The organism is Kitasatospora papulosa, assembly GCF_000717245.1.
GTDB classification, from domain to species: domain Bacteria; phylum Actinomycetota; class Actinomycetes; order Streptomycetales; family Streptomycetaceae; genus Streptomyces; species Streptomyces papulosus.
Window position 1 is genome coordinate 1 of sequence record NZ_JNYQ01000019.1, and the last position, 24,922, is coordinate 24,922.

Consider the following 24,922-nt stretch of genomic DNA (forward strand, 5'->3'; position numbering starts at 1 on the left):
GATTCCGTTCAGCACCACCCGGTCGTCCCGCCGGGGCCGCCCCGTTTCCGTCCGCGGAAGCAGCCCCGACAGAACATCCCACTCTTCATCCGAGAGCTCATGTCGCCGCACCATGCGTCACATGATGCCCCATCAACAGCCTTTGAAGACAGGCCCTAGGAGGAACGGACCATGGCGTCCGCCACCATTGATGGTTTCAGTCACGGCTTCCTGACTCCCGCTGCGGGGTTCCTCGTCGCCTGGCTCGGCGGGGCTTTGGGCCTGCGCTGCACGAACCGGTCACGCAGCTCGTCGGGCATCTCGAAGGCGGGCTGGCTCGCACTCGGCGCCGGGTCCATCGGTGTCGGAATCTGGACCATGCACTTCGTGGCCATGCTCGGCTTCGAAGTCGTCGGCGCGCGGGTCTCCTACGATATGGGCCTGACCGTGGGCAGCCTGGGCGTGGCGGTACTCGTCGTTCTGACCGGCGTGGTCCTCGTCGGGTACAGGGGATCGGGCAGGGCGAATCTTCTCCCCGCCGGAGCCCTGATGGGCCTCGGTATCGCCTGCATGCACTACATGGGCATGGCGGGCATGCACGTGGGCATGAGGCTCCACTACTCCGTGCCCCTGGTGGTGGTTTCCGTCGTGATCGCGGTCGTCGCCGCGACCGTCGCCCTGCGAGCGGCGGTGTCCACCTCGGGTATCAAGGCGAGCGCTGTCGCCAGCCTGATCTTCGGCGTTGCCGTCGCAGCGATGCACTACACGGGCATGAGCGCGTTGGGAGTGGACGCCGACCACATCTCGCACGCCTCGGGGACGCCCGCCAACGCCCTGATCGTTCCCATGCTGCTGGGGCCGACGGTCTTCCTCGTCCTCGCTTCGGCCGTCGTGATGTTCGACCCCGAACTCATGCTCGCAGACGTGGACGGCAAGCGCCGGGACGCATGAAGCCGGGCCGGCACCGCAAGGCGTAAGGCGTTCCGCGCCGCGCCTTGTCCGGCTGCCGCCCCGTGAACCAGGCGGCTCCGACGAGTTCGACGACAGTGCGCAACGCACCTGACGCACCCGCAAGACGACCAGACGGTGTACGCCATCGCGCTCCGCCTGGGCACCGCCAAGGCGGAGCAGGTCCTTCACCGCGTCACCCGCGACGGCCCCCAGGACCTCAACTACCTTGCGACCAAGGAACTCGCGCGGGCGGTGCCCCCGCTGTCCTGGACGCACGTGCACCCCTCCGGCCGGGTCGAGCTCCACGCGAACAGCCTCCCGGGTGCCCAGGGGGTGCTCGGCCCGCGCACCTCGGATCAATCCGTGACGGGAAGGCACTCGGCGAGCAGGGCGACGATGTCACGCCAGGCTCGCTGTGCGTGTCGTGGGTGGTAGCCGACGCCGGGTACCACGGTGTGGTCGACGGTGGGGTGGTGGAAGCCGTGAAGGGCTCCTCCATAGACCGTGAGGCGCCAGTCGACGCCTGCGGCCTGCATCTCTGCGCTGAACGCGTCCCGTTGCGAGGGTGACATGATCGGGTCTTCCGATCCGACCCCGGCCCATACCGGGCAGCGAATGCGTGCCGCTTCGCCCGGTCGGCCCGTGGTCAGCGCGTTGACCGTTCCAATCGCGCGCAGGTCGATGCCATCGCGGCCTAGTTCCAGTGCGACTGCACCCCCGGTGCCGTAGCCGACGGCGGCGATTTGGTTGAGGTCGGCCCGTGGTTCGGCACGCAACACGTCCAGTGCGGCGCGACCGATTCCTCGCATCCGGTCGGGGTCGGCGAGCAGAGGCATGCAACGGGCCAGCATCTCCTCTGGATCTTCCAAGTAGCGTCCGCCGTGGAGGTCGAAGGCCAGCGCTACATACCCCAGCTCGGCCAGAGCGTCGGCCCGGCGGCGTTCGACATCGCTGAGCCCCATCCCCTCGGGTCCGATCAGGACTGCGGGCCTGCGCTCGTCACCGGCCGGGAGTGCGAGGTGTCCGATCATCGTCAGGTTGTCGGCCGGATAGTCGACCGTACGGGTTGTGATCGTCGTCATGCGGCCGGACGTTAACGGCTGATGCGCCCGCTCGGGGTGGTGTTTCACCGACGGCAGACAACAGCCTGTCCCCACTACATCAACCCGGACGCCTCGAATGAAGCCGTGCGATCAGGGGTTCGCTGGGATGCGAATCCAATCACATCCGATGTCGATTTCTGACAGGTCGAAGTCATACAAGATCTGATTTTCTGTCAGGAATGTTCCCTAGGTGGCGAACCTGGTCTACGAGCTGGTCTCCGCCGACAAGTAGTCGACCGCCCGACAGGATTCGCTCTGTCAGGTCAGCATACTGTTGGTGTGCTTGAATACTTGCTTGCGACCGATGACGACGATTTCCTCGGGCCCATGCGATCGAATAGGTCCCCGGATGTGCTTCGGCCAACGGGCTGGGGAGCGGTGCCGGTGGCTGGCGATGGCGACTACCGGATCGCTGTCGAGGGCATGGAGATTGAGTTCGCTTGGGAAATGCCCGGCCTTCAGGTCACTGTTCACGGCGTATCGGACAAATCCGTGGTTGAGGAGTTGGTGGCTACGATCGCACGTCAGGTCGGTACCGAGCTTGCGGTGCGAGTCCGGGTGATCCCGCTCTAGCACCGCGTCAGGGGATGTTGGTCTTGTCGACTACGGTTCGTGGTTGCTGATCGTAGTGCGGTGGCTTGACCAAATGACGTAACGGCGGATCATGCTGCCCTGATACTTGTGGCCTGCGTGGTTGATGCCGTCGAGGGTGAAGTCATGCAGGACGGTGAACTGCGCCCCGATCCGGTTCGCCCGTCGTGATCAACTCTCGGCAGGTACGGATTTCGCGTGTACCGAGACGCTGGTGAGGTAGAGGCCACCGCCGCTGAGCCGGAGAGTTGGGGGCAGGCTGTCACTGAAGGCGTCCGAGACCTCGGCGGTCGGGTAGCCGAAGAGGTCGATGCCGCGCAGGACGACCGCGCAGGTAGCTGGCCCAGTGAGCGTGAGGGGGGGGCGCGGCTGAGGCCGATGCCGGCCAGGCCCGCGGCATCCTGGTGCCCGCCGCTCCGGCCCGCCGTATCGCCGTATGCATCGAGCGTCAGGCCCCGGTACTGCGCGCTGAAGGCCCAGCGGGCGCCGCGGACCTCCCACCACGGTCCTCATCATCGGTGACGATGCTGACGCCAAGTCCTTGCTGGCCGATGTCGTCACCGCCGGCGGTCTGCGGGCCGTCGACGCCGGCTCCCTCAAGCGGGCACGCGAGCTGGAGGCGTTGGGCTTTCTGCAGCTCACTCTCGCCGCTGGCGAAAGGAATCCCTGGACAGGTGGCTTCGGCGTCGTAGGCTGAGCAGTCGACCGTCTGCCGGTCGTACTCAAGGGCCTCTCCCGGCCCGCCGCGCACATGCGGAGCGGCCGGTGTCGCGTCTGAGGTAAGGGCGGCATTCTGGAGCACCGGTGTCGCCGGACAGCTCGGCGGCAAACGAGGCCGAAGCGGTTCCGCCGAGCTGAGCCGACTGGGACTATGGCGTCATGAGAAGAATGGTCCGACTCGCTGTCCTCCCGATCGCCGTGGCCCTGCCCTTGGTGGGCGGCTGCACCCTGGACTCCGGCACTGCCGGCGGTCGGCCCACCGAGTCCCCACAGCCGACCGCCACCACCACCGTCGCCCCAGACCCTGCCGTGCGGCTTGCCGACCGCTACCGAATATCGAGCGGAAACAAGGATGTATACGGCATTCAGCGTGCCGACGGTCCCTCCGGTGTGCCGTTGCTGACGGTCTGGACACACAGCGCGGACGAGGACGCCGAACCTTTCGACCGCTTGAAGGTCTCGCTCACCGACTATCTGGAGCGAGAGGAGAACGTGAATCTGGGCAAGGGGTACCTCATGGACGTGTTCGGGCCGGACGGCAGCATTCAGCACCGTCTCGATGCACGCCCGTAAGATGCGGCACCAAAGTGGTGAGGCCTGGCCTCATCATGGCCCGTAGCTGCGAAACCCGATGGGCGCGGTTCCTTTCGAGTGACGGCCGCGACCAAGTGGTGAGAGTTCCGCTGGTGAGGGCGTCAGGCGCGACGCCGAAGAACCGTGCGGCAGGGAGCCGTGACGCGTCGGGATGGTGGGCCGGTGAGCAGCGCCACGGCTGAGCATGAAGCCGTTGCTCAGCAGTTGATGCGGTCGGATCAGTTGTTGATCACCGGCTGAAAGATTTCGGAGAACTCACCGTTCTCGATCAGTCCGGCAATCACATCGGTCATGCAGTCGATGCCCGGATCCCTGACGATCAAGCCGTCCGAGACCCAGAAGTAGCGCCCCCCGAGGGCCTCGTCGGTTCCTGCCCAGAGCTTCATCAGTCGCTCGACTTCCGTGACGGTGAACACAGTCGCGGTCCACCGTGATCCATCCTCCAGAGCCACGAAGACATCGATGTTGCAGACCTCGTCCAGGTCCTCGCCGTCGCTGGGCAGGAACGACGCTTCGAAACCCTCCAAACGGACCCGATACCAGGGCTCGTCCCATCCTCGCTCGATCGCTTCAGACGATGTTCTGCGGCTCATCGCGCGAGTGTCCCTTCTCTGGAGCATCGATCTCAACCGAGATCTCTGCAGCACCACTGCCGCCCGCGATCAGAACTGGGGACGTTCGTCCGTACGCAACTGGGGAGAAAAGTCCGTACGCCGACACCGCGTGACGTTCAATTCGCTCGCCGATCTGCACTTCCGGCTCTACTCTCGCGAGGATCGGGAGTAGAGGAAGGGCAGGTATGGCCAGTCACGGCACGGTCAAGGCCGTCAATGAACTTGCCATGCGTTGGACTGCGGTCTTGCCCCACGCCGGCACGGTACTTGCCGCAGCCGGGGTGTGGCCGCTGCTCGGCCTTCTCGCCCACGGGGCCGCAGGTGCCGCCCGGCGTGAACTCTCCGATGCACTCAGTATCCCGGCGGACGGTGCCGCAACCGCCGCACGAGATCTGCTTGCCATGCTCAGGGCTACGCATGGCTTGGGCGCAGCCCTGGGACTGTGGAGTCGCAGCACCTTGCCCGTCGAGCCGGCCTGGCTGGACCAACTGCCCGCTGAGGCACACGGGTATCTCACCGGCGACCCCGTGCGTGACCAGGCGCACCTCGACACATGGGCAGCCAACCGCACCCAAGGGCAGATCTACACGATGCCTGTCACCGTGAACGACGAGACTCTGCTGGTACTGGCCAGCGCCCTGACCCTCCGCACCGACTGGATCCGGCCCTTCACTCCGGGCGGAATGGAAGCCGGAACGGGGCCATGGCGCGACATGAACCTGGCTGGCCTGCACCGAACCACCCGTCTCCTGAACCGGGTCGGCGTCGTGGACACGGCAGCCGGCCCCCTCACCGAGCTTCAGATCATCGGTACCCACGGCATCGACGTACACCTGTACCTCGGAACACCCGAAGCAAGCGCAGGCCAGGTACTGACTGCCGCAGTGGGCGCACTCCACAACCGCCGGGCAATGGTCCCCGGCGATCACCTGCCTCACGGCACTCCAGGCCCCGGCTTGTCGGTGACCCGCGTCCTTAGTGTCGACGGTGAGTCCGTACTCCGCGTATCCACCGTTCCGTTTACCGTCACATCTCACCACGACCTGCTGAACCATCACGACTTGTTCGGTCTGGGCACGGCGACAGATACGTCGCAGGGGCACTTTCCCGGTATCAGTGCCAAACCACTTGCTGTCCAGGCCGCCGCACAGGCAATGACCGCGACGTTCGGCGCACGCGGCTTCCGCTCCGCGGCGGCCACCGCCTTCACGACGGTGGTCGGTGGCGTGCCGCGTTTCCCCTTCCGAGCCCGGGAGATCACCGTCCGCTTCGACCGCCCCTTCGGGTTCCTCGCTCTGCACCGCACCTCCCGACTCGTCCTCAACGCGGGTTGGGTCGCTGTACCCGACACCTTGGAGGAAGCCGCGTGAGACTGTTGAGCAGCCCATGAGACGCAAGGCCGCAGGCGAGATCGGCTGGGACATCTCGGTCGCCTCCACCATCGTCCGCACGCATCAGCACGCGGCTCGCGCCCGCACCGACCCGCCTCTGGCACCGGGGGGTCGAAAGAGGCCGCAGGGATGGAACACCAGGACGCGACGCCGTGGCAGAGTCCCGTCGGCCGCCTGGTGGAGGTGGTGCTGGAAACGAGGGCCTGGGCCGCTCGCGCGGCGGGTCACCAGCAAGCTCCACCTGGGCGCGGACGGCCGCTGCCGGCCTCTGTCCCCGACCGTCACACCAGGTCAGCGGTCAGACTGTACCCAGTTCCAGCCGGTCCTGGAGAAGATTCGGGTGCTCAGGTCTGGCCTGGGCAGGCCGCGCAAGTAGCCCTACGGCCTTGCGGCCGACAGGGCTTACAGCAACGGCCCCATCCGCGAGTACCTACGGCGGCGGGGAGTCTGCCATACCATCAACACCGTCGGGCGGGCGATCCAGCTCCTGGAGCAGTCCCGGGCGGTCGCCACTCGCTACGACAAGCGCGGCTATGTCTTCCTCCACACCGCAACCGCCGCGGCTGTCGCGATCTGGCTTCGGACGTGAGCTCCTACGCGACCCAGCAGTAGACACTCTGGTTCTGGCGCCGGGCGCTGGTGACCAAGGCAGCCAGGTCACCCACGATCACGTCGGCGATCTCCGTGTCGATAACCTCGCCGTCCTCCGCACGCAGCTGAGTCCACGAGGCGGCGACGTCGCTCAACCTGGAGTGCGTGGCTTCCGCGAGTGCAGAGGAAAGGCGAGGCGAGATCGCGAAGACGACGCATCCCTCGTCGTCCAGACCGGCGATGATGCGAGGCTCACCAGCCTCGACGAGGTCCTCGAAGCTGCCGTCGGCAAGAAGGCACTCCCACTCGACCACGGCCTCTTCGGGATCGAAGTTGCCGAAGGAGAGCGACTCGAATGCCCGTCCCGGCCCGGTCTGGAGGGCCAGACTCGCTGACGTGTCGTCCGGCGCGACGAAGAACTTCACGATGATGCTCACCCGGACATCATGCCCGACAGCCCACTACCATGATCGGCCGGACAAGTCCTAGGACTTGTCCGGCCGATCATGTGACTGCGCCGCCCCTGGGTCGTTGATGCGGGTATGGGGCGGAGCGATCTGAGTGATGCCGAGTGGGAACGGCTGCGGCCGTTCCTGCCGGTCAGCAACAGGCATTGTGGCCGGTGGCGTGACCACCAGCAGGTGATCGACGGGATTCTGCACCGGGTGCGGACCGGGGTGCAGTGGCGTTACCTGCCCGAGCGGTCCGGGCCGTGGAAGACCGTCTACGAACGCCATCGACTGTGGTCGGCGGACGGGACGTGGGAGCGTCTGCTCCAGCAGGTCCAGGCCGCGGCCGACGCGGCAGGTGAGATCGACTGGGACATCTCGGTCGACTCCACCATCGTCCGTGCGCATCAGCATGCGGCCGGCGCCCGCACCGACCCACCGCCGGCGCCCGGCTCAAAGGGGGCCCAAAGGGCAGAACACCAGGACGAGACACCTTGGCAGAGCCTGCACGCCCGCCTGGTGGAGGTGGTGCGGGAGGTGAGGGCCTGGGCCGCTCGCGCGGCGGGTTCAGCAGCAAGCTCCACCTGAGTGCGGACGGCCGCTGCCGTCCGCTGTCTCTGGTCGTCACTCCAGGTCAGCGGGCGGACTGCACCTAGTTCAAGCCGGTCCTAGAGAAGATCCGGGTGCCCAGACCGGGCCTGGGACGACCACGCAAGAAGCCCGACAGCCTCGCGGCCGACAGGGCCTACAGCAATGGCCCCGTCCGCGAGTACCTGCGACGGCGGGGCATCCGCCACACGATTCCGGAGAAGAGTGACAGCCAGGCCGCCCGCTTGCGCAAGGGCTCACGTGGCGGACGGCCACCCGGTTTCGCCGAGGACCGCTACAAGAAGCGCAACACCGTCGAGCGGGCGATCAACCGCCTGAAGCAGTTCCGGGCGGTCGCCACTCGCTACGACAAGCGCGGCTACGTCTTCCTCGGCACCGCCATAGCGGCAGCCCTTGCTATCTGGCTCCGAACGTAATCAGTCGGACAAATTCCTAGTGGTGGTCGAGCCAGCGGCGTGCCGCCACGCTCAGCGGCAGGTCGTTCGGATCGCCCATGTCATCCATGGAGCCGTCCGTCAGCCCCTCCGCCCAGTGGCGGAGGACATGCGAACGGTGCGGCGCCTTCAGCACCGAGGTGCTGATCGCGTACTCCCACGTCGTGGCGAAGCACAGCACGTTCCCGTCGAGCGACAGCATGCTGAACTCGGGCCGGTAGGGGGCGCTGCCGAGCAGCCCGTCAGCGCCCTTGCTCATGATGTCCCACTCGCTCTGCAGCTCGACGCAGTGCCATCGCGAGAGGCGGTCCCGGCCGGGGCTGAGGGCGATCAGGAACCTGCGGTCGGTCTCGGAGAAAAGTCCTCCTTCGACCGCCAGCCGGTACCAGTCGGCGTTCGCCTTCTGCTGGAGGAGCGGATCGAGGAAGTCCCTCAAGACCTCGACGCGCCCGCCCTCGAACGGGACGCTCGGCGCCTGTCCGATGACGGTGGGCGGAACGAGCCTGTCGGGCGCGGTCCACTCCTCTACGATGCGCAGCCCCGCCGCGGTGAGAGACTCCATAAACCCCATCATGCAGTCCCCGCTGATCAGCAGGCGGGGCAGGGCGGTGCTTGAGTTCGCGCCTGGGCCGTAGCCGCCCGTTACGGCAGACGCGGCTATGTGTTCCTCGGTACCACCATCGCAGCGATTGGGATCATCCCGCTCCGGACATGATCGGCCGGACAAGTCCTAGTTGTTCAGCTGCGCCGTACGGAATCCGCGAGCACGGGGACACGTCCCAGCGGGAGGGGGCTTCCGATCAGCTGGGGCATCGCCTTCTGAAAGAACATGTCCGTAGCCCTGTGCCGGCTCGGTACAGGGTTCGTTGCCGAACTCCTTCGCCAGGGTCTCGGCGACACGCCCTTCCACAACGGCTCCCTCGGTCTCTCCGCCACCTCGATGGCCGGCGTGGGTAAGGGATTCAACCGGGAGCCCGGGGGCACCCTCAACTCCATGACCACCGGGGGGACGTCCTACTACTATCTGACCGACGCGCTCGGCTCGGTCGTCCCTCATACCGATGAGTCCGGCACGAAGGTCAGCAGTTACGGCTACAGCCCTCGCGGTGTCCAGCGCGGGACCACTTCGGTACAGGTGACCCAGCCGTACAGGTTCGCAGGCGGCTACCAGGCCCCCCACGGGCCTCTACCACTTCGCCGCCCGCTACTACGACCCCAACATCGGCCGCTTCACCAGCCCCGACCCGTCCGGCCAGGAGGAGAACCCCTACCTCTACGCCGAAGGCGACCCCGTCATCCGCATCGACCCACAGCGCACGCTCAGCCTCGGCAGCATCGGGAACTCGCTCGGCATCGGCACGATCCTCCAGAAGGCTTTACCGGGGGGGCACCGGGGCGGCCGAGACAGCCACAGCTGCCATGATCGCCGACGTCGGCATCACCGCACTGTGCGCAGCAGGCGCGGCTGGCAACCCTGGTGCTCGCAGCTGTCAGCCAGAAGAAGGGGCAGGGATGATGAGCGTGCTCGCCGCGCCTCCTCTCTTGCAGGACGGCCAGTCGGCAGTGATCTTCACGGTCGCCTTCATCGTGATCGTGGCTCTGCTGCTCGTCTTCTGGCGTTTCAAGGGACGTTAGACGGTCCCTGTCCACGGACTAGCACGCCTTGAGCTGTTGCTGCGGACCCAGAGGGCCGCCAATGCTGTCGCCGTCGTTACCCTTGACGACCGGTCTGGCCAGGATCAGCACGCCTGCGGCGACGGCCGCGCAGTAGAGCGCGTAGTTCCCAAAGCGGATCGCCACCCCGTGCATGAACAGAACGAGCGCGACCACCTCCAGTGCGCGCTCGACCAGGAACAGCCTCAGCCCGTGTTCGCTTGCCGGGATCAGCAACAGCAAGGCGGCAGTAACGGCGCCGATGAGCGCGCCGACGACGCGTTGCGCCGCGGTCAGAGTGCTCTGTTCGAGGTTTGGTTTCATCGCGACCATGACCGCGATCGGCATCCAGTAGCCGTGGGAGAGGTCCAGACCGAAGGCGAGCGCTATGGTTCCGGCGGTGACCAGGGCGCGCATGAGTGCGAACATGACCAGGGGCCGGGTGAGCGGCTTTCGTGCGGTGTCGCCGGGGAGTTCCGTGATCGGTCGGGGTCGGTCACCGCGTCCGCGGACGAGGCGGGCGGTGAACGTCGCCGACAGCCACAGGGCCGCTCCGCCCACCCAGGCGAGGACCTGGGCCCAGGTGTAGCTGGTGATGCGGGAGTGATGGTGGAAACTGGACGCGAGCCCGAGGGTAACGAGGAACCAGACGTTCAGCAGCATGGCATTCACGAACCTGCGCACGCCGAACGCGGCCGCCAGTCCAGCCACCAGCGTGATCGCGAAGGCCGCGAGGACCCGCCAGCCCCAGGCATAACCGCCGATGCCGAATCCCAGCGCGGTGACCCCGGCGCCGATCAAGGTGAACACCGCGATGTGCGAGGCACGGTTCGCTAAACTTCCGCCCGGGTCGTCCAGCCAGGCGAAGAACAGGCCGAACAGCGCGCTGAGCAGGTACTGCTCGTGCCCGATGGCCCGGAAGACCACCAGCGGCACCAACGCGATGTCCAGGAACAGCACGGCACGCGGCCAGTTGAGACCGGTCGGGTCGAACCGCGAGATCCTCGACAGCCAGCTCCTGGCTGTGGGCTTGTCCACCGGCTGTCCTACGCGTCCGCTCGCACCGGCCATGACCGCCCTCGCTCGCCTCGTCCGCCCGGGTATGCGGCTGCGGCCGCAGTCTGTGACTCCAGCCGCAGCCGACACGACGCGACCCGCAGATCTTCCCGTACCGCGCCGTCTCGTCCAGCCGTACGGCGCAGCCCGCCCCTTCAGGTCACCGCGGCCCCGGTCCTCCCGGCCGGCCGATGCGCGGCCACGCGGATCGGGATGGCGCTCACCCGGGCTTCCCTCGGTACAAGGGGCTGCTTCCTGTGGACGCGACCTATCCGAAGGCCAACCGCTGCACGAGACATGGGGCTGTCGGAAGCCGGGCGAACGGCACGCGTACGCCGACTCGTCGGTGTACGCGGTGAAGGCGGATAAAGCTTCGTCGCTGACGGTGTGTCGCCTTGCCCCAGGGGCGTCCCGTAACCGCAGCCGTGGACAGGGGCCGCCGGCGGGTGGGGCGGCAGCGTGCGGGCCACCGCGCCTGGATACATGCTTCCCGCTGGGAGCGCGGCGGCGCATACGTCTGCACCCGTTCGTGCCGTGATCAGGCCAGGCCGCCGTTCCCCTTCTCACTCCCTCACTACGCCGACGCTACTCCCTCTCGCGAACCAGCTGAGTCGTAGCTTCCTGGCGGGCAGGAGTTCGCATCTGCGCCTGGGCGATCAGGGTGTCGGGGTCCGGATGCGCCTGCAGCGCGCACAGCACCAGCGACCACCATCGTTCCAGCCGATCGGACCAGTGACGTCCGCCGGGCACGTCATCACCCAGCGCACATACTCCGAAGAACGCGCAAACCAGGGTCGCGGCGGTCTCTGACGGTTGAATTCCATCGGCGAGTTCGTCTCGGATCCTGGCTTCGGCGAGAAGCCGTGTGACCGCCGGTACCCAGGCATCGAACGGTGTGGGGACAGCGGCGTCGATGCTGCGGCGTTCTGCCCACAGCCGAGCTCCGGCGCGCGCCACCGTGTCCTCACTGAGGGCTTGCGCGACGCTGAAGCTGAGCGCCACCAGCTTTTCCAGTGGGGGCACTCCGGGGGCCGCATACGGGGTGACGAGTTGAGGCCAGCTCGCGAACTGCTCCCGGACGACGGCGAGTGCGAGATTCTCTTTGCTGGAGTAGTGAAAGTAGATAGCGCCGCTAGTTTTTCCTGAATGAACGCTTATATCGGTAACACTTGTCCCGGCGTACCCCTGTTCGAGAAAAAGGTATGCCGCGGATTCCAGCAGGGCTCTGCGGGTGGCGCGCGCCCTCTCCTGCATGTGTTTCCCCTTCGATCTCGTGTTCCGTGGCTGCGCGCGCCTCGATGACGCTCGTCGTCGCAGGACCAGCCGCAGCACATGGCGATTTTATTATTCTTCGACGGTGTGCTTGATCTGGCGGGATGACGAAATCTGACAGTTCTGTGAGCGGAAACGTCGCTGAAGGGCGATGGTGCTGCGAACTGGACCGCGTCCTGATCGGGGCGATCGCGCAGGTCACCGAGGGCCTGTGTAGGGAGTTCGTCGCCTCCCGTGGCGTCCTGCGGCTGGATTCTTCCGGCGGGGCGCCCTGCGGCGGCGTTCCCTTTTTTGCACTCGAATCAGTGATTGCAGAATTTGGAAACGGCAAACTAACGTAACGGTCACGATGTTTTGGTTCGGGGTAGTTACTGCCGCGTCGAGCATGCGTTGCCGATGCGGTGGGACGGTGTTCCATCGCCGATTACGGCAGGTGGATCCTGTGGAGCCGAACCTTTGCCGCACTCGCGAATCGAACAGATGGCGCGACTGCCGAGAGAACGGCGGATAAATGACAGCACATCGCATCCTCGCCTGGTCCCCGTCCGCTATCGTGTTCGACTGCGATGGAACGCTGTTGGACACGGAGCAGCACTGGCAGGAGGCCCGCAACATCACTTTTCGGTCATTCGGCCTCAAGCCGCCCGCCGGGTTCGCTGAGCGCGCCAAGGGCGTCCACTACGTCGAGTGCGGAGCCCTCATGGCCCGTGAGACCGGAAAGCCCGACCTCACCGAGGAACTGACGGACGCGCTCCTCGAACACTTCACAGCACTCGTCGACGAGGACCCGGTGACCATGCCTGGAGCCGCAGCACTGGTCAGGCAGGTGGCACGTCACCGCCCCTTGGCCGTCGCGAGCAACTGCCCGAGGAGCATGGTCGAGACATGTCTCGACCGTGCCGGTCTGCTCTCCTACTTCAGCCACGTGGTGGTCGCAGGCGAGAACACCCGGCCGAAACCCGAGCCGGACGTCTATCGAACCGCTGCCAGACTGTGCGGCGTTCCGCCACAGGAGGCCCTCGCGGTCGAGGACTCGCTCACGGGCATGGAATCGGCCCGTAGCGCGGGGCTCCGAGTACTGGCGATCGGACCCCGCCCGAACGGCATCGAGGCTGAGCAAGCTGATCTGTGGGTGGACAGCCTTGCAGACCCGGCACTGTCCGCATGGGCGCAGAGTCAATTCGACGCTTGAGATCATGGCCCCTGCGTGGGTCGGGCGTCGGGGGCGGCCGTGGAGAGAACGTTTCGTTGGACTGTCCCGGACGGACAGTGGGAGACCGTCGCTCGCCAACCCCGCCGTCGAAGGTGCGGCCGCGGGGGTGGCGGGGTCCCCGGGACCCGCTTGACGGCAGTTCACGCCCCAGAACGTCGACGAGCTGCGGCGTCTCGTCGAAGAGGATCTGAGGCTGCACCGGGCGAAGTTGTCCGGCGGTCACCAGGCCGCGTACGACGAGATCAGCCGCGGCCTCGACCTTCCCTCGAAGGTCACCATCACGGCCGGATCGGCATCGGTACGCCGCTCGGTCGCTCACCAGATCCAGCGCGATCATCTCAGGGGGCGCGTTGAGCCCTTCTCATGAGCGAAGACGCGCAGTTGGAGCCGAGGATTCGTCACGAGTCTCCACCGAGCATTCAGGGATACGGTTCAGGTCCATGACGCCGAGCGCGCACACCGTGTCCGGTGACTGCGACCCGACGATGCACGGACTGCGCGTCGTGACGTGTGACGTGGTCCGGCATGCGGAGGACACCCTGCCGCTTGTCGAGCGGCAGGGGGTCCGGGGTCAGTGAGCGGAGCTGCGTGAGCTGGGACGGACCAGGCCTACGACCGCGGTGATCACGAGCGCCACGGCGGCAAGGCCGGAGAGCAGGGGAAGCACGGCCATTTCCTTCGTCAGCTGATTCGCCGCACTGAGGGCGAGCAGGACTCCGCCCACCAGGTAGAGGGCACTGATGCCACGGCTCGACGGGATCATCTGCCATGTGCGTGCACGCATGTCATCCTCCAACTGGACTGTTCTGCAACGCGGTTCACCTGCCCGAAGATCCAGAAGTCATTCCCGCCGCACACCGCTCCTCGTTACGCCGGACCGGAGGCAACCGTTACCTGGTGATCTGCCTCGACGCAGGACTGGGCCACTGACATCGCGCTGCCGCCCGACCGCGACGAGCTGATCGCCCATGGACCGCTCGTGTCCGACGACGGCGGCCGCCGGCTGGGAGTTGTCATTCGCTTGAGCTTGAGCTTGAGCTTGAGCTTGAGCTTGAGTTCGAGTCCGAGTGGGGTGCGAGGGCCTGGGGCGTGGCGGCCCAGGTGGAGAGCAGGCGTAGGCCCTCTTCGGAGGGCGAGCCGGGTTCGGCTGCGTAGACGGTGAGGGTGAGTCCGGGTTCGGCGGCCATTTCGAGGCCCTCGTAGGCGAGGGTGAGGTCGCCGACGGTGTGGTGGTGGAAGCGTTTGGTGCCGGTGCCGTGGTGGCGGACGTTGTGGGCGCCCCAGCGGGTGCGGAAGTCGTCGCTGCGGGTGGACAGCTCGCCGACCAGGTCGTGGAGGTCCTTGTCGTGGGGGTTGCGGCCGGCCTCGGTGCGCAGGATGGCAACGGCCATGTCGGCGGCCAGGTCCCAGTCGGGGTAGAAGCGGCGCGAGGCGGGGTCGAGGAACTGGAAGCGGGCCAGGTTGGCCTGGTTGCCGGCCGAGGCGTAGACGTCGTCGTAGAAGGCGAGGGCGAGCTGGTTGGTGGCGAGGAGGTCCATGCGGCCGTTGCGGACGAAGGCCGGTCCGGCGCTGAAGGCGTCCAGCACCCATTGCAGGCTCCGGTGAGCGGCCCAGCCCCGGGTGGTGCGGCGGCGCGGCCGGGTGAGGGCGTCGGAGCCCTCGGCTGCATGCGCCAGGTTGATGAGGTGGGCGCGTTCGGCGTCGTCGAGCTGGAGGGCGCGGGCGACGGCTTCGAGAACGGCGGGGGAGGCTCCGGCGAGGTTTCCGCGCTCCAGCTTGGCGTAGTACTCCACGCTCACATCGGCGAGCGCGGCTACCTCGCTGCGGCGCAGGCCGGGTACCCGCCGGCGGCTGCCTGCGGGCAGTCCCGCCTGCTCGGGGCTGATCTTCGCGCGCCGCGAGGTCAGGAACTCGCGGACCTCTTTCCGGTTGTCCACGCATCCGACGGTACGTCCTGCCCGCGTCCATAGGGATGTACTGGCAGTACACCTCTTGATGGTGTCTCGCTACCGGCGCGAGGACCGGGTTACCTGGGTGACGTGGTGCTTTGCGCCCGTCCCGACGGGACGGCCGTGCACCCCACCCTGCATACGGCGACGGTCCCGGTCATCCGGCGGCCGCCGCCCCGGCACCGAAGGAAGTCCTGCACATGCGCGGCGCAGTGATCCACGCTCCCGGCGACGTCCGCTTCGAGACCGTCGACGATCCCCATGTCCTTCACCCGACCGACGCGGTCATCCGGACGGCCGTCACCTGTGTGTGCGGCTCGGACCTGTGGCCCTACCGCGGCGCGGAGCCGATCGGCGATCCGCATCCCATGGGCCACGAGTACGTCGGCTTCGTGGAGGAGGTCGGCTCCGCCGTCACCTCGCTGCGGCCGGGCCAGTTCGTCGTCGGCTCCTTCGCGACCTCGGACAACACCTGCGTGAACTGCCGGAACGGCTTTCAGTCGAACTGTCTGCACCGTGAGTTCATGTCGACCTGCCAGGCCGAATACGTACGCATCCCCAACGCCCAGGGCACTTTGGTCGCCACCGCCGAGGTGCCGGACGAAGGGCTGTGGTCGGGTCTGCTGGCCGTGTCCGACGTCATGGGCACCGGCTGGTGGGCCGCCGACGCCGCCGAGGTGAGGCCCGGCTCGACCGCCGTGGTCGTCGGCGACGGCGCGGTCGGCCTGTGCGGGGTGATCGCCGCGAAGGAGATGGGCGCGGAGCGGATCATCGCCATGTCCCGGCACGAGAGCCGCCAGAAGCTGGCGCGCGAGTTCGGCGCCACCGACATCGTCACCGAGCGCGGCGAGGAGGGCGTCGAGCGGATCAGGGAACTGACCGGCGGGATCGGCGCGGACAGCGTCCTGGAGTGCGTCGGCACCGCTCAGGCCATGAGCCAGGCCCTGCACGCGGCCCGGCCCGGCGGCAACGTCGGCTTCGTCGGCGTCCCCCACGAGGTCGCGATCGACGGGCAGGAGCTGTTCTTCTCCCACGTCGGCCTGCGCGGCGGCCCCGCACCCGTGCGCCGCTACCTCCCCGACCTCATCGACCGCGTCCTCACGGCCCGGATCGACCCGGGCAAGGTCTTCGACCTGACTCTGCCCCTGGAGCAGGTCGCCGAGGGCTACAAGGCGATGGACGAGCGCCGCGCCGTCAAGACCCTCCTCAAGCCCTGACCCCCTACCGCACAAGGAGCAACCGTGCAGATCACCCGCAGCTCGATCGACACCGTCAAGGGCCCGGCCGACTGGTTCACCGGCGACGTCTACATCGACCCCGTCGCCGCCGCTCCGGCCCCGTCCCGGGTCACCGCGTCCCTGGTGCACTTCATGCCCGGTGCCCGCACCCACTGGCACCGCCACCCCCTGGGGCAGACCGTCTTCGTCACCGAAGGCGTCGGCCTGTGCCAGCGCCGGGGCGGGCCGGTGGAGGTCATCCGGCCCGGCGACCGCGTCCTGTTCGAGGCCGACGAGGAGCACTGGCACGGCGCCGCCCCGACCCGGCTGATGGTCCACGTGGCCATCAACGAGGGCGACCACGACCACGACGTCGTGCACTGGCTGGACCCCGTCACCGACGAGGAGTACCGCGCCACCCCGGCCACCGCCTGAATAAGGAGGAACGCCTTCACCACCTTCGCCCTCATCGGCGCCGGCCAGGCTCGGCGCCCGGCCTGTCAGGCCGAGCCGCGCGCCGGACGTGCACGGTCTCGTGCATGCGTCAGACGGGGAGTACGAGGAGAAAGGCGGTGCGCCCGGGGTCGCTCGTGACGGAGACGGTTCCGCCGTGCGCGGTGACGACGGCCTTGACGATCGCAAGGCCAAGTCCGGTGCTGCCGGTGTTCCGGGACCGCGCGTGATCGGCGCGCACGAAGCGGCCGAAGATTTCGTCCTGCAGTTCGTCGGGGATACCCGGCCCGTTGTCACTCACCTCCAGGGTGACCTGGGTGCGTGCGGACGTGAGGGTGACGGTCACGTCGGTGCCGGGCGGTGTGTGGGTGCGGGCGTTGGCGAGCAGGTTGCCGACGGCCTGCTGAAGTCGGTGGGCGTCCCCCCTCACAGTGACCGGTTCCTCGGGCAGGTCCAGAAACCAGTGGTGCTGCGGGCCCGCGGCACGTGCGTCGTCCGTCGCGTCCAGAACCAGCAGGGTCAGGTCGACCGATTCGTGTTCGAGGGGGCGTCCGGCGTCCAGGCGTGCGAGAAGGAGCAGATTGTCGACGAGACGTGTCATGCGCCGTGATTCCACGTCGATGCGTTCAAGGGCGTGCCGGACCTCGTCGGGGACGGGGCCGGGCCGGCGCAGGGCGAGCTCGCAGTGGCCGCGGATATTGGCCACCGGGGTGCGCAGTTCATGGCTGGCGTCGGCGGCGAAGTGCCGCAGCCGCTCCTCGCCGGCCTGTCGTCGGACGAGGGCGTCCTCCACATGCCCCAGCATGTGGTTGACAGCCTGGCCGACTTGGCCGACCTCGGTGCGCGGATCCGCGTGGGGAAGGGGCCCTGGCATGGCGATCTCGCCGCTGGCGAGCGGCAGGTCGGCGACCTCTGCGGCCTGGGCGGTGACCAGCCTGAGAGGACGTAGGGAGACGCGTACCCACAGGGCCCCGGCGAGACCGGTGACCAACAGCGCCGCGCCGAACAGCGCGGCCTCCACGGCCAGGAGACGGTGCACCGTCTCCTCCACCGGGTGCAGAGGCAGGCCTGTGATCAGAATGTCCTGGTCGTCGCCCCTGACCGCCATGACGCGGTACCGGCCCGGAGCCGTGGAGAGGTGGATGCTGTGACCGTCTCCGTCCACGGGGATCCGCGCCAGCGTGCGGCGATCCCCGGCACTGAGCGAGAGGGGCCGGTCGGTGGTGTCGTCGACGACGGAGGCCTCGGTGACGACGCCGTCGAGAAGCCGGGCGCCGAACGTGCCCTCGGCCTGCCCGCGCGTGTCGGAACGATTGTCCGCGTCGGGCTCCGCCTCGTGCTCGAGGCTTGCGGCGAACCGGCCGCCGGACACCGCGAGCTGCTCGTCCACGCGGCCGATGAGGAATCCGCGCAGAGCGAGCGCGGTGGTGATGCCGACCGCGAGACAGGCGACGGCGAGGAGCGTCACCAGCCCGGCGGTGAGCTGGCCTCGCAGCGTACGCGGAGCCGGGCGCCTCACGGGGACTCGGGCTTCAGGACGTATCCGACACCTCGTACGGTGTGAATCATCGGAGCCCGTCCTGCATCGATCTTCTTCCGCAGGTAGCTGATGTAGAGCTCGACGATGTGCGCGCGACCACCGAAGTCGTAGGCCCAGACCCGGTCGAGAATCTGTTGTTTCGACAGCACCCGGCGCGGATTGCGCATCAGGTATCGCAGCAGTTCGAACTCGGTCCGGGAAAGATCGACGATGACATCACCTCGTCGCACCTCCCTGGCCTCCTCATCCATCGTGAGGTCCCCGACGATGAGCTGGTCCGCGCCCGGCACGGCGGCCATGCCCGCCCTGCGGAGCAGGCCGCGCAGCCGGGCCAGTACCTCCTCCAGGCTGTAGGGCTTGGTGACGTAGTCGTCGCCGCCTGCGGTGATACCCGCGATGCGGTCCTCCACGGCGTCGCGGGCGGTCAGGAACAGTACGCACACCTGCGGTGCCTCGCGCCGCAAGCCGTGCATGACCTGCAGGCCGTCCAGGTCGGGCAGCATCCAGTCCAGGACCACTGCGTCAGGGCGAAAGGTACGGGCGGTGGCCAGTGCGGTCGTCCCGTCGGCTGCCGTACGGACCTGCCAGCCCTCACCCGTCAGCACGTTCGCCAGGACATCGGTCACGTCGGGCTCGTCATCCACGACGAGCACCCGTACGGGTGCTCCGTCAGGGCGGTGCAGAGGCGGTGTCGTGCGCGGATCGTCCATGGTCCTTTCAGCATCGCCGGTCGTCAGCCGGAGAGAGAGGAACCGGGCCTATGCGTTTTCTCTGAATCGCCATCTGAGAGGCCGGACCGGCAGGTTTCAGAGGGTTCTCAAAGCTCGCGCTGTGAGCATGGACGCCCGTCACTGGAAGCCTGTCCTGGCTGGAGGAGATCTATGACCAGCACGTTCACCACCACGGATGCGAGCCGTGGCATACGTCATCGACGCCCGCGGCGCAGCGTCGCGCCCGTCCTCGTACCGGCGGTGATCTGGGCGGGCGTCGCGGGCGTGCTGGCCCTCTGGTGGAGTGACACGTCCTCGGTGGTGGGACCGGCGGGATGGATCACCGGCGCCGGACGTATCACCGGACTCCTGGCCGGATACGGCTGCGCGATCCTGCTGCTCCTCATGGCCCGTCTCCCTCTGCTGGACCACACCGTGGGAACCGACCGGCTCGCCCGATGGCACGCCTGGGGCGGCCGCTGCACCATCTCACTCGTCCTGGCACACACCCTGCTGATCATCTGGGGCTACTCACTGACGTCACACACGAACGTGGTCGGTCAGACGTCCACGCTGGTGCTGCACTACCCCGACATGCTCAAGGGCACGATCGGCTTCCTCCTGTTCCTGGCCACAGGAGTCCTCTCGGCCCGTGCCGCACGCCGCAGGATGTCCTACGAGACCTGGCACTACCTGCACTTCGCCACCTACCTGGCCGTCTTCCTCGCCTTCGGCCACCAGCTCTCCGACGGAGCCGACTTCGTGGGGAACCGCCCGGCCCGGATCGCCTGGTACACGCTGTACGTCGGCGTCGCCGCCCTGGTGGCCTGGTACCGCTTCGTCCTGCCCGTCCGGCGCGGGATGCGCCACCGTCTGCGCGTGGCCGCGGTCCACCCCGAAGCGCCGGGGGTGGTGTCCGTTCACCTCACCGGTGAACACCTCGACGAGCTGGGCGGCGTACCGGGCCAGTTCCTGCGCTGGCGATTCCTGACCCGCGAGCTGTGGTGGACGGCCAATCCCTACTCCCTCTCCGCACCCGCCCACCCCCGTCACCTGCGCATCACCGTGAAGAGCGCCGGTGGCCACAGTTCCGCGCTGGCCCGTCTGCGCCCCGGCACCCGGGTGTGGGCCGAAGGGCCCTACGGAGGCTTCACCGCCCGTCGCCGCACCGTCCCCAAGGTGCTGCTCCTGGCAGGCGGCGTCGGAATCACCCCTCTCCGGACACTCTTCGAGACCCTGCCGGGCCAGGTGACCCTCGTCTACCGGGCACGCCACGCCGAAGATCTCGCACTGCGCGGTGAACTCGACGCGATAGCCGCCCGCAGACAGGCGACCGTGCACTACGTCACCAGCGGAACGGCCGGATACTCCTCGTCCCTGACTGCCCGTGGCCTGAGCGACATGGTCCCTGACCTGGCCGCGCACGACGTCTACCTCTGCGGTCCGCCCGGAATGGCACGCACCGCGACCGAGGCTCTGCGCCGAGCCGGCGTCCCGGCCCGGCGCATCCACCACGAGTCCTTCGAGTTCTGAGGAGAAACCGTCATGCGCCGAGCCGTCCTCGTCGGCACCGGGTCCAGTGCTCTGGTCGTCGCCCTGCTCGCACTCAAACCCCACCAGATCCCCGGCCCGGACACGTCGGCCGCTCGCTCTCCTGTGCCCTCCCCCACCTCTACGGGCGCGTCCACCGGCACGTCCGCCGGCATGGGCACGTACACCGGAGATCCCGTCGACACCCGGTACGGGACCGTGCAGGTCGCCGTCACCGTCACCGACGGGAGGATCACAGCGGTCAAGGTCATCCAGGCACCGGACCAGAACGGCCGTGACCAGCAGATCTCCTCACAGGCCCTGCCACAGCTCACCCAGGAGGCGATCAAGGCCCAGAGCGCCCACATCGACGCGGTTTCCGGCGCCAGCTACACGAGCCAGGGATACGCCCAGTCCCTCCAGAGCGCCCTGGACCAAGCCCATGTCTGACACCACCGCCGGTCTCCGCCACGTCGAACACGTCATGGGCAGCGTCTTCTCCTTCGACATCCGGGACGAGCCCACCCCTGCTGTCCGCCGTGCGCTCGACGAGGCGGTGCACCACCTCCACCGGATCGACGAAGTGTTCTCCACCTACCGCCCCGACAGCTGCATCAGCCGCCTCGGCCGTGGCGAGATCCGACGCGAGGACTGCCCGTCCGAAGTCCTCGAAGTCCTCTTCCTGTGCGCACACGCCGCGCGCGTCAGCGACGGCTGGTTCAGCATTGTCCCCGAGGGCACCCTGGACCCCTCGGGTCTCGTGAAGGGCTGGGCCGTCGAGGCGGCGTCCCGCATCCTCCACGAGGCCGGCGCGCACGACACCTGCGTCAACGGAGGCGGGGACATCCAGATCCGCGGCCGGGCCGCCCCCGCCACGCCCTGGCGCATCGGAGTCGCGCACCCACTGCGCCCCGGCGAACTGGTCACCGTCGTCACCGCCCACGACGACCTGGCGGTCGCGACCTCCGGCACCGCCGAGCGCGGCGCTCACATCGTCGATCCGTTCACCGGCAGACCCGCTACCGCGCTCGCCTCACTCACCCTCGTGGGACCGCGCCTGACGCTGACGGACACCTACGCCACCGCCGCGTTCGCGAGGGGCGACGGCGCACGGGACTGGCTGGAGGGCCTGCACGGCTACGAGGCGCTCGCGGTCACACCCGACGGCGGAGAGTGGCGCACGACGGGCTTCCACCGGTACGGCTCGTGAGAAACGTGTCGCCGGCACGAACCGTACGGGAGCCGTAGGAGCACAGCCGGACGGCCCGCGGGGATCGCTGCGGAGCGTCGTCCCGCGCGAAGCGCCCTCTCGTGAGTAGCGTTCCCATCCTGACGCCCGGGCCTCCGTGGTACGTCCCGAGGGCCCTGCCTCCGTCATCCGAGTGCTGTGCCCGCCGGAGGCACCGGCAGGCCGAGAGAACGAGGTGGGAGACCATGCCCTACGACCGCACCGTCCAGCTGCACACGGGGTTCGAGGAGGCCGCACAGGCCGTTCGGCACGCCCTGGCCGAGCAGGGTTTCGGCGTCCTGACCGAGATCGACGTCCAGGCCACCCTCAGGAACAAGCTCGGCCACGACATGGAGCCCTACCTGATCCTCGGAGCCTGCAACCCCGCCCTTGCCCACCGGGCGCTCGAGGCCGACCGCGCGGTCGGACTGCTGCTCCCGTGCAACGTCGTCGTCCGCGCCGCGGACAACCGGGTGCTGGTCCAGGCGATCGACCCCGGAACCATGGTCACCCTCACAGAGCTCGACGCCATGGTGCCCGTCGCCGAGGAGGCGACCCGCCGCCTGGACAGTGCACTCGCCTTCCTCCAGGAGACGTACGGGTGATACCGACCGCACCGGTTCCCGCCGCCGGGCGAGGACGGTAACAGCCTGGACGTCCCGTGTGCCGCCTGCCGTTCAGCGCATTATGACGACCGGGCACGGAGCGTGCTGTGCGCAGTGCATGCTGACCGAGCCCAGCAGCGCCTCACGGAACTCTCCGCGCCCGCGGTTGCCCACGATCAGCATCTTGGCACCTGCGGCTGCTTCGATCAGCACGGCGGCCGCGTGCCCCTGTACCGCGGTCGAGCGCAAGGGGACAGGCCGACCGGGCCCAGGCCCCAGTGCGTCCTCGACAGCCTGGTCGAGGAGTTCTTGCGCACGGGACGCATACGTGCGCATCTCCTCGTCGGAAGGCGGGGTCAGGCCGTACCAGGAAGTGGGTGACTCCCAGGCGAGGACGGCGTCGACCGCGCCGCCGTCGACCCTGGCTTGCCGGCCCTCCTTCCACGCGGTCGAGGTGAGTGAGGCTTGTGGCAAGGCGTCGTCCTCAGGAGGAGCTGACCATGTCCCGCGTCGTCACTGCCGGAATCGACGGCTCACAAGAAGGCCTGGACGCGGCCGACTGGGCGGCTGGTGAAGCCGCACTGCGCTCATGCCTTCTGCGCCTCGTGTACGTGTGGCGTGACATGGCCGGCGGCGGTGGCTACGCCTCCGACCCCGACGTCGAGCGCCGTGCGGCGGAAGCCCTGCTGCACGCGGCGGCGGAACACCTTCGAGCGGCACATCCACACCTGCGGATCGAGACCCAGCAGAAGTCCGGGCAGCCGGCGGACGAGCTCAGCGCCGAAGGCGCCCGCTCAGAACTTCTGGTGCTGGGATCCCGTGGCTTCGGCGGCATCAGGGGATTCGTCGCAGGATCGGTGTCCCTGGCGGTACTCGCCCGGATGCGAAGCCCTCTGGTTCTCGTCCGTAACCGGCCGGACAGGGAAGCGGCGCCGACACCGGACCGCGGTGACGTGGTTCTCGGACTCGACCTCCCGCGGGCGAGCACCGACGCGCTGGCTTTCGCCTTCGCCGCAGCAGACCGGTACCGCTGCGGCGTGAAGGTCGTCCACAGCTGGTCCCTGCCCCCGGTATACGGAATGGGTGCCACAGATGTGGTTCCCACACTGATGCGGGAGACATCGGACGAGCGTCAGAAGGAGATGACCGAAGCGCTGGCGCCGTGGACCGAGACCTACCCGCACGTGCCGGTGACGCGTGACTGCCGTCAGGGGCATCCGACGCAGGACCTGGTCGAAGCTTCGTTTGGAGCCGGGCTGGTCGTTGTCGGGCTGCGGCACCGAGACGCGCGGCTCGGAAGCCACATCGGGCCGGTTGTCCACGCCGTCCTGCACCACACGGCAGCACCCGTGGCTGTCGTACCGCACAGCTAGCCGGAGGTACCGGGCTTGAGCCCAGGGAAGTGAGAAGTCATGGCGGCCCCCAGGAAGAGAGGAGAGGAAATAGACGGGGCGGCGCCTGCGACCGATGACTTCGGCAGAATCCCTCCGACTCCGACGACTCCGAACAGAATCCCCTCCGACCGCTTCACGGATGCGGAACTATCGCGACAGGTGAGGCGGCGTGATGGATGACCGCATGCGTCACATGGCCGAGCCGGGGGCCGACGGGAAGCGATCGCTCGCGTCGACCCACGATCACCAGATCGGCTTCGGACGAGGCGTACACCAGCTCCGCCCCGGGGGCTCCCATCACTACTCCGGTCTGTGCGGTGACCTCTTGGAAGCGTTGCCGCCACGGTTCCACGACCTGCTCCAAAGCCTGCACGATCCTTCCGGCGAGTTCATTTCCCAGACCCGGATCGGCGGTCTGTGCGGGCGCGTAGGTAGGCGGCAGCGCCCAGGCGTGCAGAATCCGGAGCCTGCAGTGACGCCGCGCTGCCTCACTGAAGCCGAATTCCAGGAGGGCCTCGTAGTCTTCCGTACCTCTGATGTCGATACCGAGAAGCAGCTGTCCCGGCGGATGCTTGATGAGCGGCTCCTGCTTCCCTCCGGCGGTCTTCCAACCGCGGACGAGAACGACGGGGCAGGGCGAGGCCGCTGCCACGGGCAGCGATGTGGTGCCGATGACGAAGCCTGTGAAGCGATCCAGCCCTTGGGACCCGAGCACCAGCAGGTCCGTGCTCCCCGGAGTGCCGGCTTCGGCCAGCAGGGCCTTGGAAGCGAGACCCGCGCCGCTCACGTTCTCCGCGCTGACGGTCAGACCTGGATGCGCGCTTTCGGCTTCCGCCGTTGCCACCTCCAGCAGCCCCTCGTACCTGGAAGAGGCCCTCGGCTTTGTCGGGTGATCGTTGAACGGAGGCCGCGTCGCGATGTGCTTGACGTGTTCAGGCGGTACTGGCCACTCCTGAACGTGAACGATTCGGAGCGCGACCTCCCGCAGTACCGCTTCCTTCGCCGCCCATTTCACGGCCGCGAAACTCTCGGGCGAACCATTCAGTCCCACCGTCACATTGCCTGGCATGTCGCCC

General features: G+C 67.9%; 26 protein-coding genes and 3 pseudogenes. 17 read left to right on the plus strand and 12 right to left on the minus strand.

All coding sequences use genetic code 11. From position 1 onward, the window contains the following. The first annotated feature begins 171 nt into the window (after positions 1-171). Positions 172-930, plus strand: coding sequence for an MHYT domain-containing protein (locus IA22_RS0130845; protein WP_030125485.1), 759 nt, complete (start codon positions 172-174; stop codon positions 928-930). Between the two features lie 356 nt (positions 931-1,286). Here the strand turns inward: IA22_RS0130845 and IA22_RS0130850 are convergent, their stop codons facing one another. After that, positions 1,287-2,012, minus strand: a complete 726-nt coding sequence (locus tag IA22_RS0130850) for a dienelactone hydrolase family protein (RefSeq protein ID WP_030125486.1) — start codon at positions 2,010-2,012, stop codon at positions 1,287-1,289. Positions 2,013-2,312: 300 nt separating this feature from the next. On the opposite strand from IA22_RS0130850, the gene IA22_RS0130855 reads away from it, so the two are divergent. Next, on the plus strand, positions 2,313-2,606 hold the full coding sequence (locus tag IA22_RS0130855; RefSeq protein ID WP_030125487.1) for a hypothetical protein: 294 nt from the start codon (positions 2,313-2,315) through the stop codon (positions 2,604-2,606). Between the two features lie 936 nt (positions 2,607-3,542). Next, positions 3,543-3,917, plus strand: coding sequence for a hypothetical protein (locus tag IA22_RS0130860; protein ID WP_245229629.1), 375 nt, complete (start codon positions 3,543-3,545; stop codon positions 3,915-3,917). Between the two features lie 239 nt (positions 3,918-4,156). Here the strand turns inward: IA22_RS0130860 and IA22_RS0130865 are convergent, their stop codons facing one another. Continuing rightward, entirely contained in the window at positions 4,157-4,531 is a 375-nt protein-coding gene (locus IA22_RS0130865; RefSeq protein ID WP_030125488.1) for a hypothetical protein, read from the minus strand. 206 nt (positions 4,532-4,737) lie between these two features. Between IA22_RS0130865 and IA22_RS0130870 the strand changes: the two genes are divergently transcribed. After that, entirely contained in the window at positions 4,738-5,922 is a 1,185-nt protein-coding gene (locus IA22_RS0130870; protein ID WP_030125489.1) for a serpin family protein, read from the plus strand. A 614-nt stretch (positions 5,923-6,536) separates the two neighbouring features. Here the strand turns inward: IA22_RS0130870 and IA22_RS0130875 are convergent. Then, on the minus strand, positions 6,537-6,971 hold the full coding sequence (locus IA22_RS0130875) for a hypothetical protein (RefSeq protein WP_030125490.1): 435 nt from the start codon (positions 6,969-6,971) through the stop codon (positions 6,537-6,539). Between the two features lie 105 nt (positions 6,972-7,076). Between IA22_RS0130875 and IA22_RS35630 the strand changes: the two are divergent. Continuing rightward, positions 7,077-8,008, plus strand: a pseudogene (locus IA22_RS35630) (IS5 family transposase). Between the two features lie 16 nt (positions 8,009-8,024). Here IA22_RS35630 and IA22_RS0130890 read toward each other — a convergent pair. Further along, entirely contained in the window at positions 8,025-8,588 is a 564-nt protein-coding gene (locus IA22_RS0130890; protein WP_245229630.1) for a hypothetical protein, read from the minus strand. 327 nt (positions 8,589-8,915) lie between these two features. Here IA22_RS0130890 and IA22_RS35635 point away from each other — a divergent pair. Together IA22_RS35635 and IA22_RS37790 are read left to right on the plus strand one after the other, a co-directional pair. Beyond that, a pseudogene (locus tag IA22_RS35635) lies at positions 8,916-9,375 on the plus strand (RHS repeat-associated core domain-containing protein); the annotation flags it as partial. Between the two features lie 70 nt (positions 9,376-9,445). Further along, complete coding sequence (locus IA22_RS37790; protein ID WP_245229632.1) at positions 9,446-9,661, plus strand: hypothetical protein; 216 nt, start codon at positions 9,446-9,448, stop codon at positions 9,659-9,661. A gap of 18 nt (positions 9,662-9,679) precedes the next feature. On the opposite strand, the gene IA22_RS0130900 is transcribed toward IA22_RS37790, so the two are convergent. Together IA22_RS0130900 and IA22_RS0130905 are read right to left on the minus strand one after the other, a co-directional pair. Next, the gene (locus IA22_RS0130900) at positions 9,680-10,717 is read right to left on the minus strand and encodes an FUSC family protein (RefSeq protein WP_030125493.1); all 1,038 of its coding nucleotides are present in this window, start codon (positions 10,715-10,717) and stop codon (positions 9,680-9,682) included. 603 nt (positions 10,718-11,320) lie between these two features. Continuing rightward, complete coding sequence (locus tag IA22_RS0130905; RefSeq protein ID WP_030125494.1) at positions 11,321-11,989, minus strand: ScbR family autoregulator-binding transcription factor; 669 nt, start codon at positions 11,987-11,989, stop codon at positions 11,321-11,323. Positions 11,990-12,518: 529 nt separating this feature from the next. On the opposite strand from IA22_RS0130905, the gene IA22_RS0130910 reads away from it, so the two are divergent. Both IA22_RS0130910 and IA22_RS36870 read left to right on the plus strand, forming a co-directional pair. Further along, positions 12,519-13,199 (plus strand): HAD family hydrolase, encoded by a 681-nt coding sequence (locus IA22_RS0130910; RefSeq protein ID WP_014158224.1) that lies wholly within the window; start codon positions 12,519-12,521, stop codon positions 13,197-13,199. Between the two features lie 461 nt (positions 13,200-13,660). Beyond that, positions 13,661-13,798, plus strand: a complete 138-nt coding sequence (locus IA22_RS36870; RefSeq protein ID WP_157840944.1) for a hypothetical protein — start codon at positions 13,661-13,663, stop codon at positions 13,796-13,798. On the opposite strand, the gene IA22_RS0130925 is transcribed toward IA22_RS36870, so the two are convergent. Then, positions 13,792-14,004 (minus strand): hypothetical protein, encoded by a 213-nt coding sequence (locus IA22_RS0130925; protein WP_030125495.1) that lies wholly within the window; start codon positions 14,002-14,004, stop codon positions 13,792-13,794. The two genes, IA22_RS36870 and IA22_RS0130925, sit on opposite strands and share 7 nt — an antisense overlap. 89 nt (positions 14,005-14,093) lie before the next feature. Here IA22_RS0130925 and IA22_RS38455 point away from each other — a divergent pair. Further along, positions 14,094-14,229, plus strand: a pseudogene (locus tag IA22_RS38455) (YciI family protein); the annotation flags it as partial. 4 nt (positions 14,230-14,233) lie between these two features. Here IA22_RS38455 and IA22_RS0130930 read toward each other — a convergent pair. Next, entirely contained in the window at positions 14,234-15,157 is a 924-nt protein-coding gene (locus tag IA22_RS0130930; protein ID WP_030125496.1) for a helix-turn-helix transcriptional regulator, read from the minus strand. A gap of 212 nt (positions 15,158-15,369) precedes the next feature. Between IA22_RS0130930 and IA22_RS0130935 the strand changes: the two genes are divergently transcribed. Together IA22_RS0130935 and IA22_RS0130940 are read left to right on the plus strand one after the other, a co-directional pair. Further along, positions 15,370-16,386 (plus strand): zinc-dependent alcohol dehydrogenase family protein, encoded by a 1,017-nt coding sequence (locus IA22_RS0130935; protein WP_030125497.1) that lies wholly within the window; start codon positions 15,370-15,372, stop codon positions 16,384-16,386. 24 nt (positions 16,387-16,410) lie between these two features. After that, positions 16,411-16,821: a (R)-mandelonitrile lyase gene (locus IA22_RS0130940; RefSeq protein ID WP_030125498.1), complete on the plus strand. Its 411-nt coding sequence runs from the start codon at positions 16,411-16,413 to the stop codon at positions 16,819-16,821. A 109-nt stretch (positions 16,822-16,930) separates the two neighbouring features. Here the strand turns inward: IA22_RS0130940 and IA22_RS0130945 are convergent, their stop codons facing one another. Both IA22_RS0130945 and IA22_RS0130950 read right to left on the minus strand, forming a co-directional pair. Continuing rightward, on the minus strand, positions 16,931-18,358 hold the full coding sequence (locus IA22_RS0130945; protein ID WP_030125499.1) for a sensor histidine kinase: 1,428 nt from the start codon (positions 18,356-18,358) through the stop codon (positions 16,931-16,933). Continuing rightward, entirely contained in the window at positions 18,355-19,089 is a 735-nt protein-coding gene (locus IA22_RS0130950; protein WP_030125500.1) for a response regulator transcription factor, read from the minus strand. The genes IA22_RS0130945 and IA22_RS0130950 overlap by 4 nt, the downstream gene beginning before the upstream one ends. A 171-nt stretch (positions 19,090-19,260) precedes the next feature. Between IA22_RS0130950 and IA22_RS0130955 the strand changes: the two genes are divergently transcribed. From IA22_RS0130955 to IA22_RS0130970, 4 genes are all read left to right on the plus strand, one after another. Then, positions 19,261-20,622, plus strand: coding sequence for a ferredoxin reductase family protein (locus IA22_RS0130955; protein WP_030125501.1), 1,362 nt, complete (start codon positions 19,261-19,263; stop codon positions 20,620-20,622). Positions 20,623-20,634: 12 nt separating this feature from the next. Beyond that, positions 20,635-21,069, plus strand: a complete 435-nt coding sequence (locus tag IA22_RS0130960) for an FMN-binding protein (RefSeq protein WP_030125502.1) — start codon at positions 20,635-20,637, stop codon at positions 21,067-21,069. Further along, complete coding sequence (locus tag IA22_RS0130965) at positions 21,062-21,829, plus strand: FAD:protein FMN transferase (RefSeq protein WP_030125503.1); 768 nt, start codon at positions 21,062-21,064, stop codon at positions 21,827-21,829. The genes IA22_RS0130960 and IA22_RS0130965 overlap by 8 nt, the downstream gene beginning before the upstream one ends. A gap of 224 nt (positions 21,830-22,053) precedes the next feature. After that, complete coding sequence (locus IA22_RS0130970) at positions 22,054-22,452, plus strand: DUF302 domain-containing protein (RefSeq protein ID WP_030125504.1); 399 nt, start codon at positions 22,054-22,056, stop codon at positions 22,450-22,452. Between the two features lie 72 nt (positions 22,453-22,524). Here IA22_RS0130970 and IA22_RS0130975 read toward each other — a convergent pair whose 3' ends face one another. After that, positions 22,525-22,926, minus strand: a complete 402-nt coding sequence (locus tag IA22_RS0130975) for a universal stress protein (protein WP_051694862.1) — start codon at positions 22,924-22,926, stop codon at positions 22,525-22,527. 26 nt (positions 22,927-22,952) lie between these two features. Between IA22_RS0130975 and IA22_RS0130980 the strand changes: the two genes are divergently transcribed. After that, positions 22,953-23,825, plus strand: coding sequence for a universal stress protein (locus tag IA22_RS0130980; protein WP_030125506.1), 873 nt, complete (start codon positions 22,953-22,955; stop codon positions 23,823-23,825). 154 nt (positions 23,826-23,979) lie between these two features. On the opposite strand, the gene IA22_RS0130985 is transcribed toward IA22_RS0130980, so the two are convergent. Then, positions 23,980-24,915, minus strand: a complete 936-nt coding sequence (locus tag IA22_RS0130985) for a universal stress protein (protein WP_030125507.1) — start codon at positions 24,913-24,915, stop codon at positions 23,980-23,982. Positions 24,916-24,922 lie beyond the last annotated feature (7 nt).

What these genes read in the sequence shown, in the direction of transcription:
- IA22_RS0130845 (WP_030125485.1), top strand. Translation starts at nt 172, where the DNA reads ATGGCGTCCGCCACCATTGATGGTTTCAGTCACGGCTTCCTGACTCCC.
- IA22_RS0130850 (WP_030125486.1), bottom strand. Translation starts at nt 2,012, where the DNA reads ATGACGACGATCACAACCCGTACGGTCGACTATCCGGCCGACAACCTG.
- IA22_RS0130865 (WP_030125488.1), bottom strand. Translation starts at nt 4,531, where the DNA reads ATGAGCCGCAGAACATCGTCTGAAGCGATCGAGCGAGGATGGGACGAG.
- IA22_RS0130870 (WP_030125489.1), top strand. Translation starts at nt 4,738, where the DNA reads ATGGCCAGTCACGGCACGGTCAAGGCCGTCAATGAACTTGCCATGCGT.
- IA22_RS0130890 (WP_245229630.1), bottom strand. Translation starts at nt 8,588, where the DNA reads ATGGAGTCTCTCACCGCGGCGGGGCTGCGCATCGTAGAGGAGTGGACC.
- IA22_RS37790 (WP_245229632.1), top strand. Translation starts at nt 9,446, where the DNA reads ATGATCGCCGACGTCGGCATCACCGCACTGTGCGCAGCAGGCGCGGCT.
- IA22_RS0130905 (WP_030125494.1), bottom strand. Translation starts at nt 11,989, where the DNA reads ATGCAGGAGAGGGCGCGCGCCACCCGCAGAGCCCTGCTGGAATCCGCG.
- IA22_RS0130910 (WP_014158224.1), top strand. Translation starts at nt 12,519, where the DNA reads ATGACAGCACATCGCATCCTCGCCTGGTCCCCGTCCGCTATCGTGTTC.
- IA22_RS36870 (WP_157840944.1), top strand. Translation starts at nt 13,661, where the DNA reads ATGACGCCGAGCGCGCACACCGTGTCCGGTGACTGCGACCCGACGATG.
- IA22_RS0130925 (WP_030125495.1), bottom strand. Translation starts at nt 14,004, where the DNA reads ATGCGTGCACGCACATGGCAGATGATCCCGTCGAGCCGTGGCATCAGT.
- IA22_RS0130935 (WP_030125497.1), top strand. Translation starts at nt 15,370, where the DNA reads ATGCGCGGCGCAGTGATCCACGCTCCCGGCGACGTCCGCTTCGAGACC.
- IA22_RS0130950 (WP_030125500.1), bottom strand. Translation starts at nt 19,089, where the DNA reads ATGGACGATCCGCGCACGACACCGCCTCTGCACCGCCCTGACGGAGCA.
- IA22_RS0130955 (WP_030125501.1), top strand. Translation starts at nt 19,261, where the DNA reads ATGACCAGCACGTTCACCACCACGGATGCGAGCCGTGGCATACGTCAT.
- IA22_RS0130960 (WP_030125502.1), top strand. Translation starts at nt 20,635, where the DNA reads ATGCGCCGAGCCGTCCTCGTCGGCACCGGGTCCAGTGCTCTGGTCGTC.
- IA22_RS0130965 (WP_030125503.1), top strand. Translation starts at nt 21,062, where the DNA reads ATGTCTGACACCACCGCCGGTCTCCGCCACGTCGAACACGTCATGGGC.
- IA22_RS0130970 (WP_030125504.1), top strand. Translation starts at nt 22,054, where the DNA reads ATGCCCTACGACCGCACCGTCCAGCTGCACACGGGGTTCGAGGAGGCC.
- IA22_RS0130980 (WP_030125506.1), top strand. Translation starts at nt 22,953, where the DNA reads ATGTCCCGCGTCGTCACTGCCGGAATCGACGGCTCACAAGAAGGCCTG.
- IA22_RS0130985 (WP_030125507.1), bottom strand. Translation starts at nt 24,915, where the DNA reads ATGCCAGGCAATGTGACGGTGGGACTGAATGGTTCGCCCGAGAGTTTC.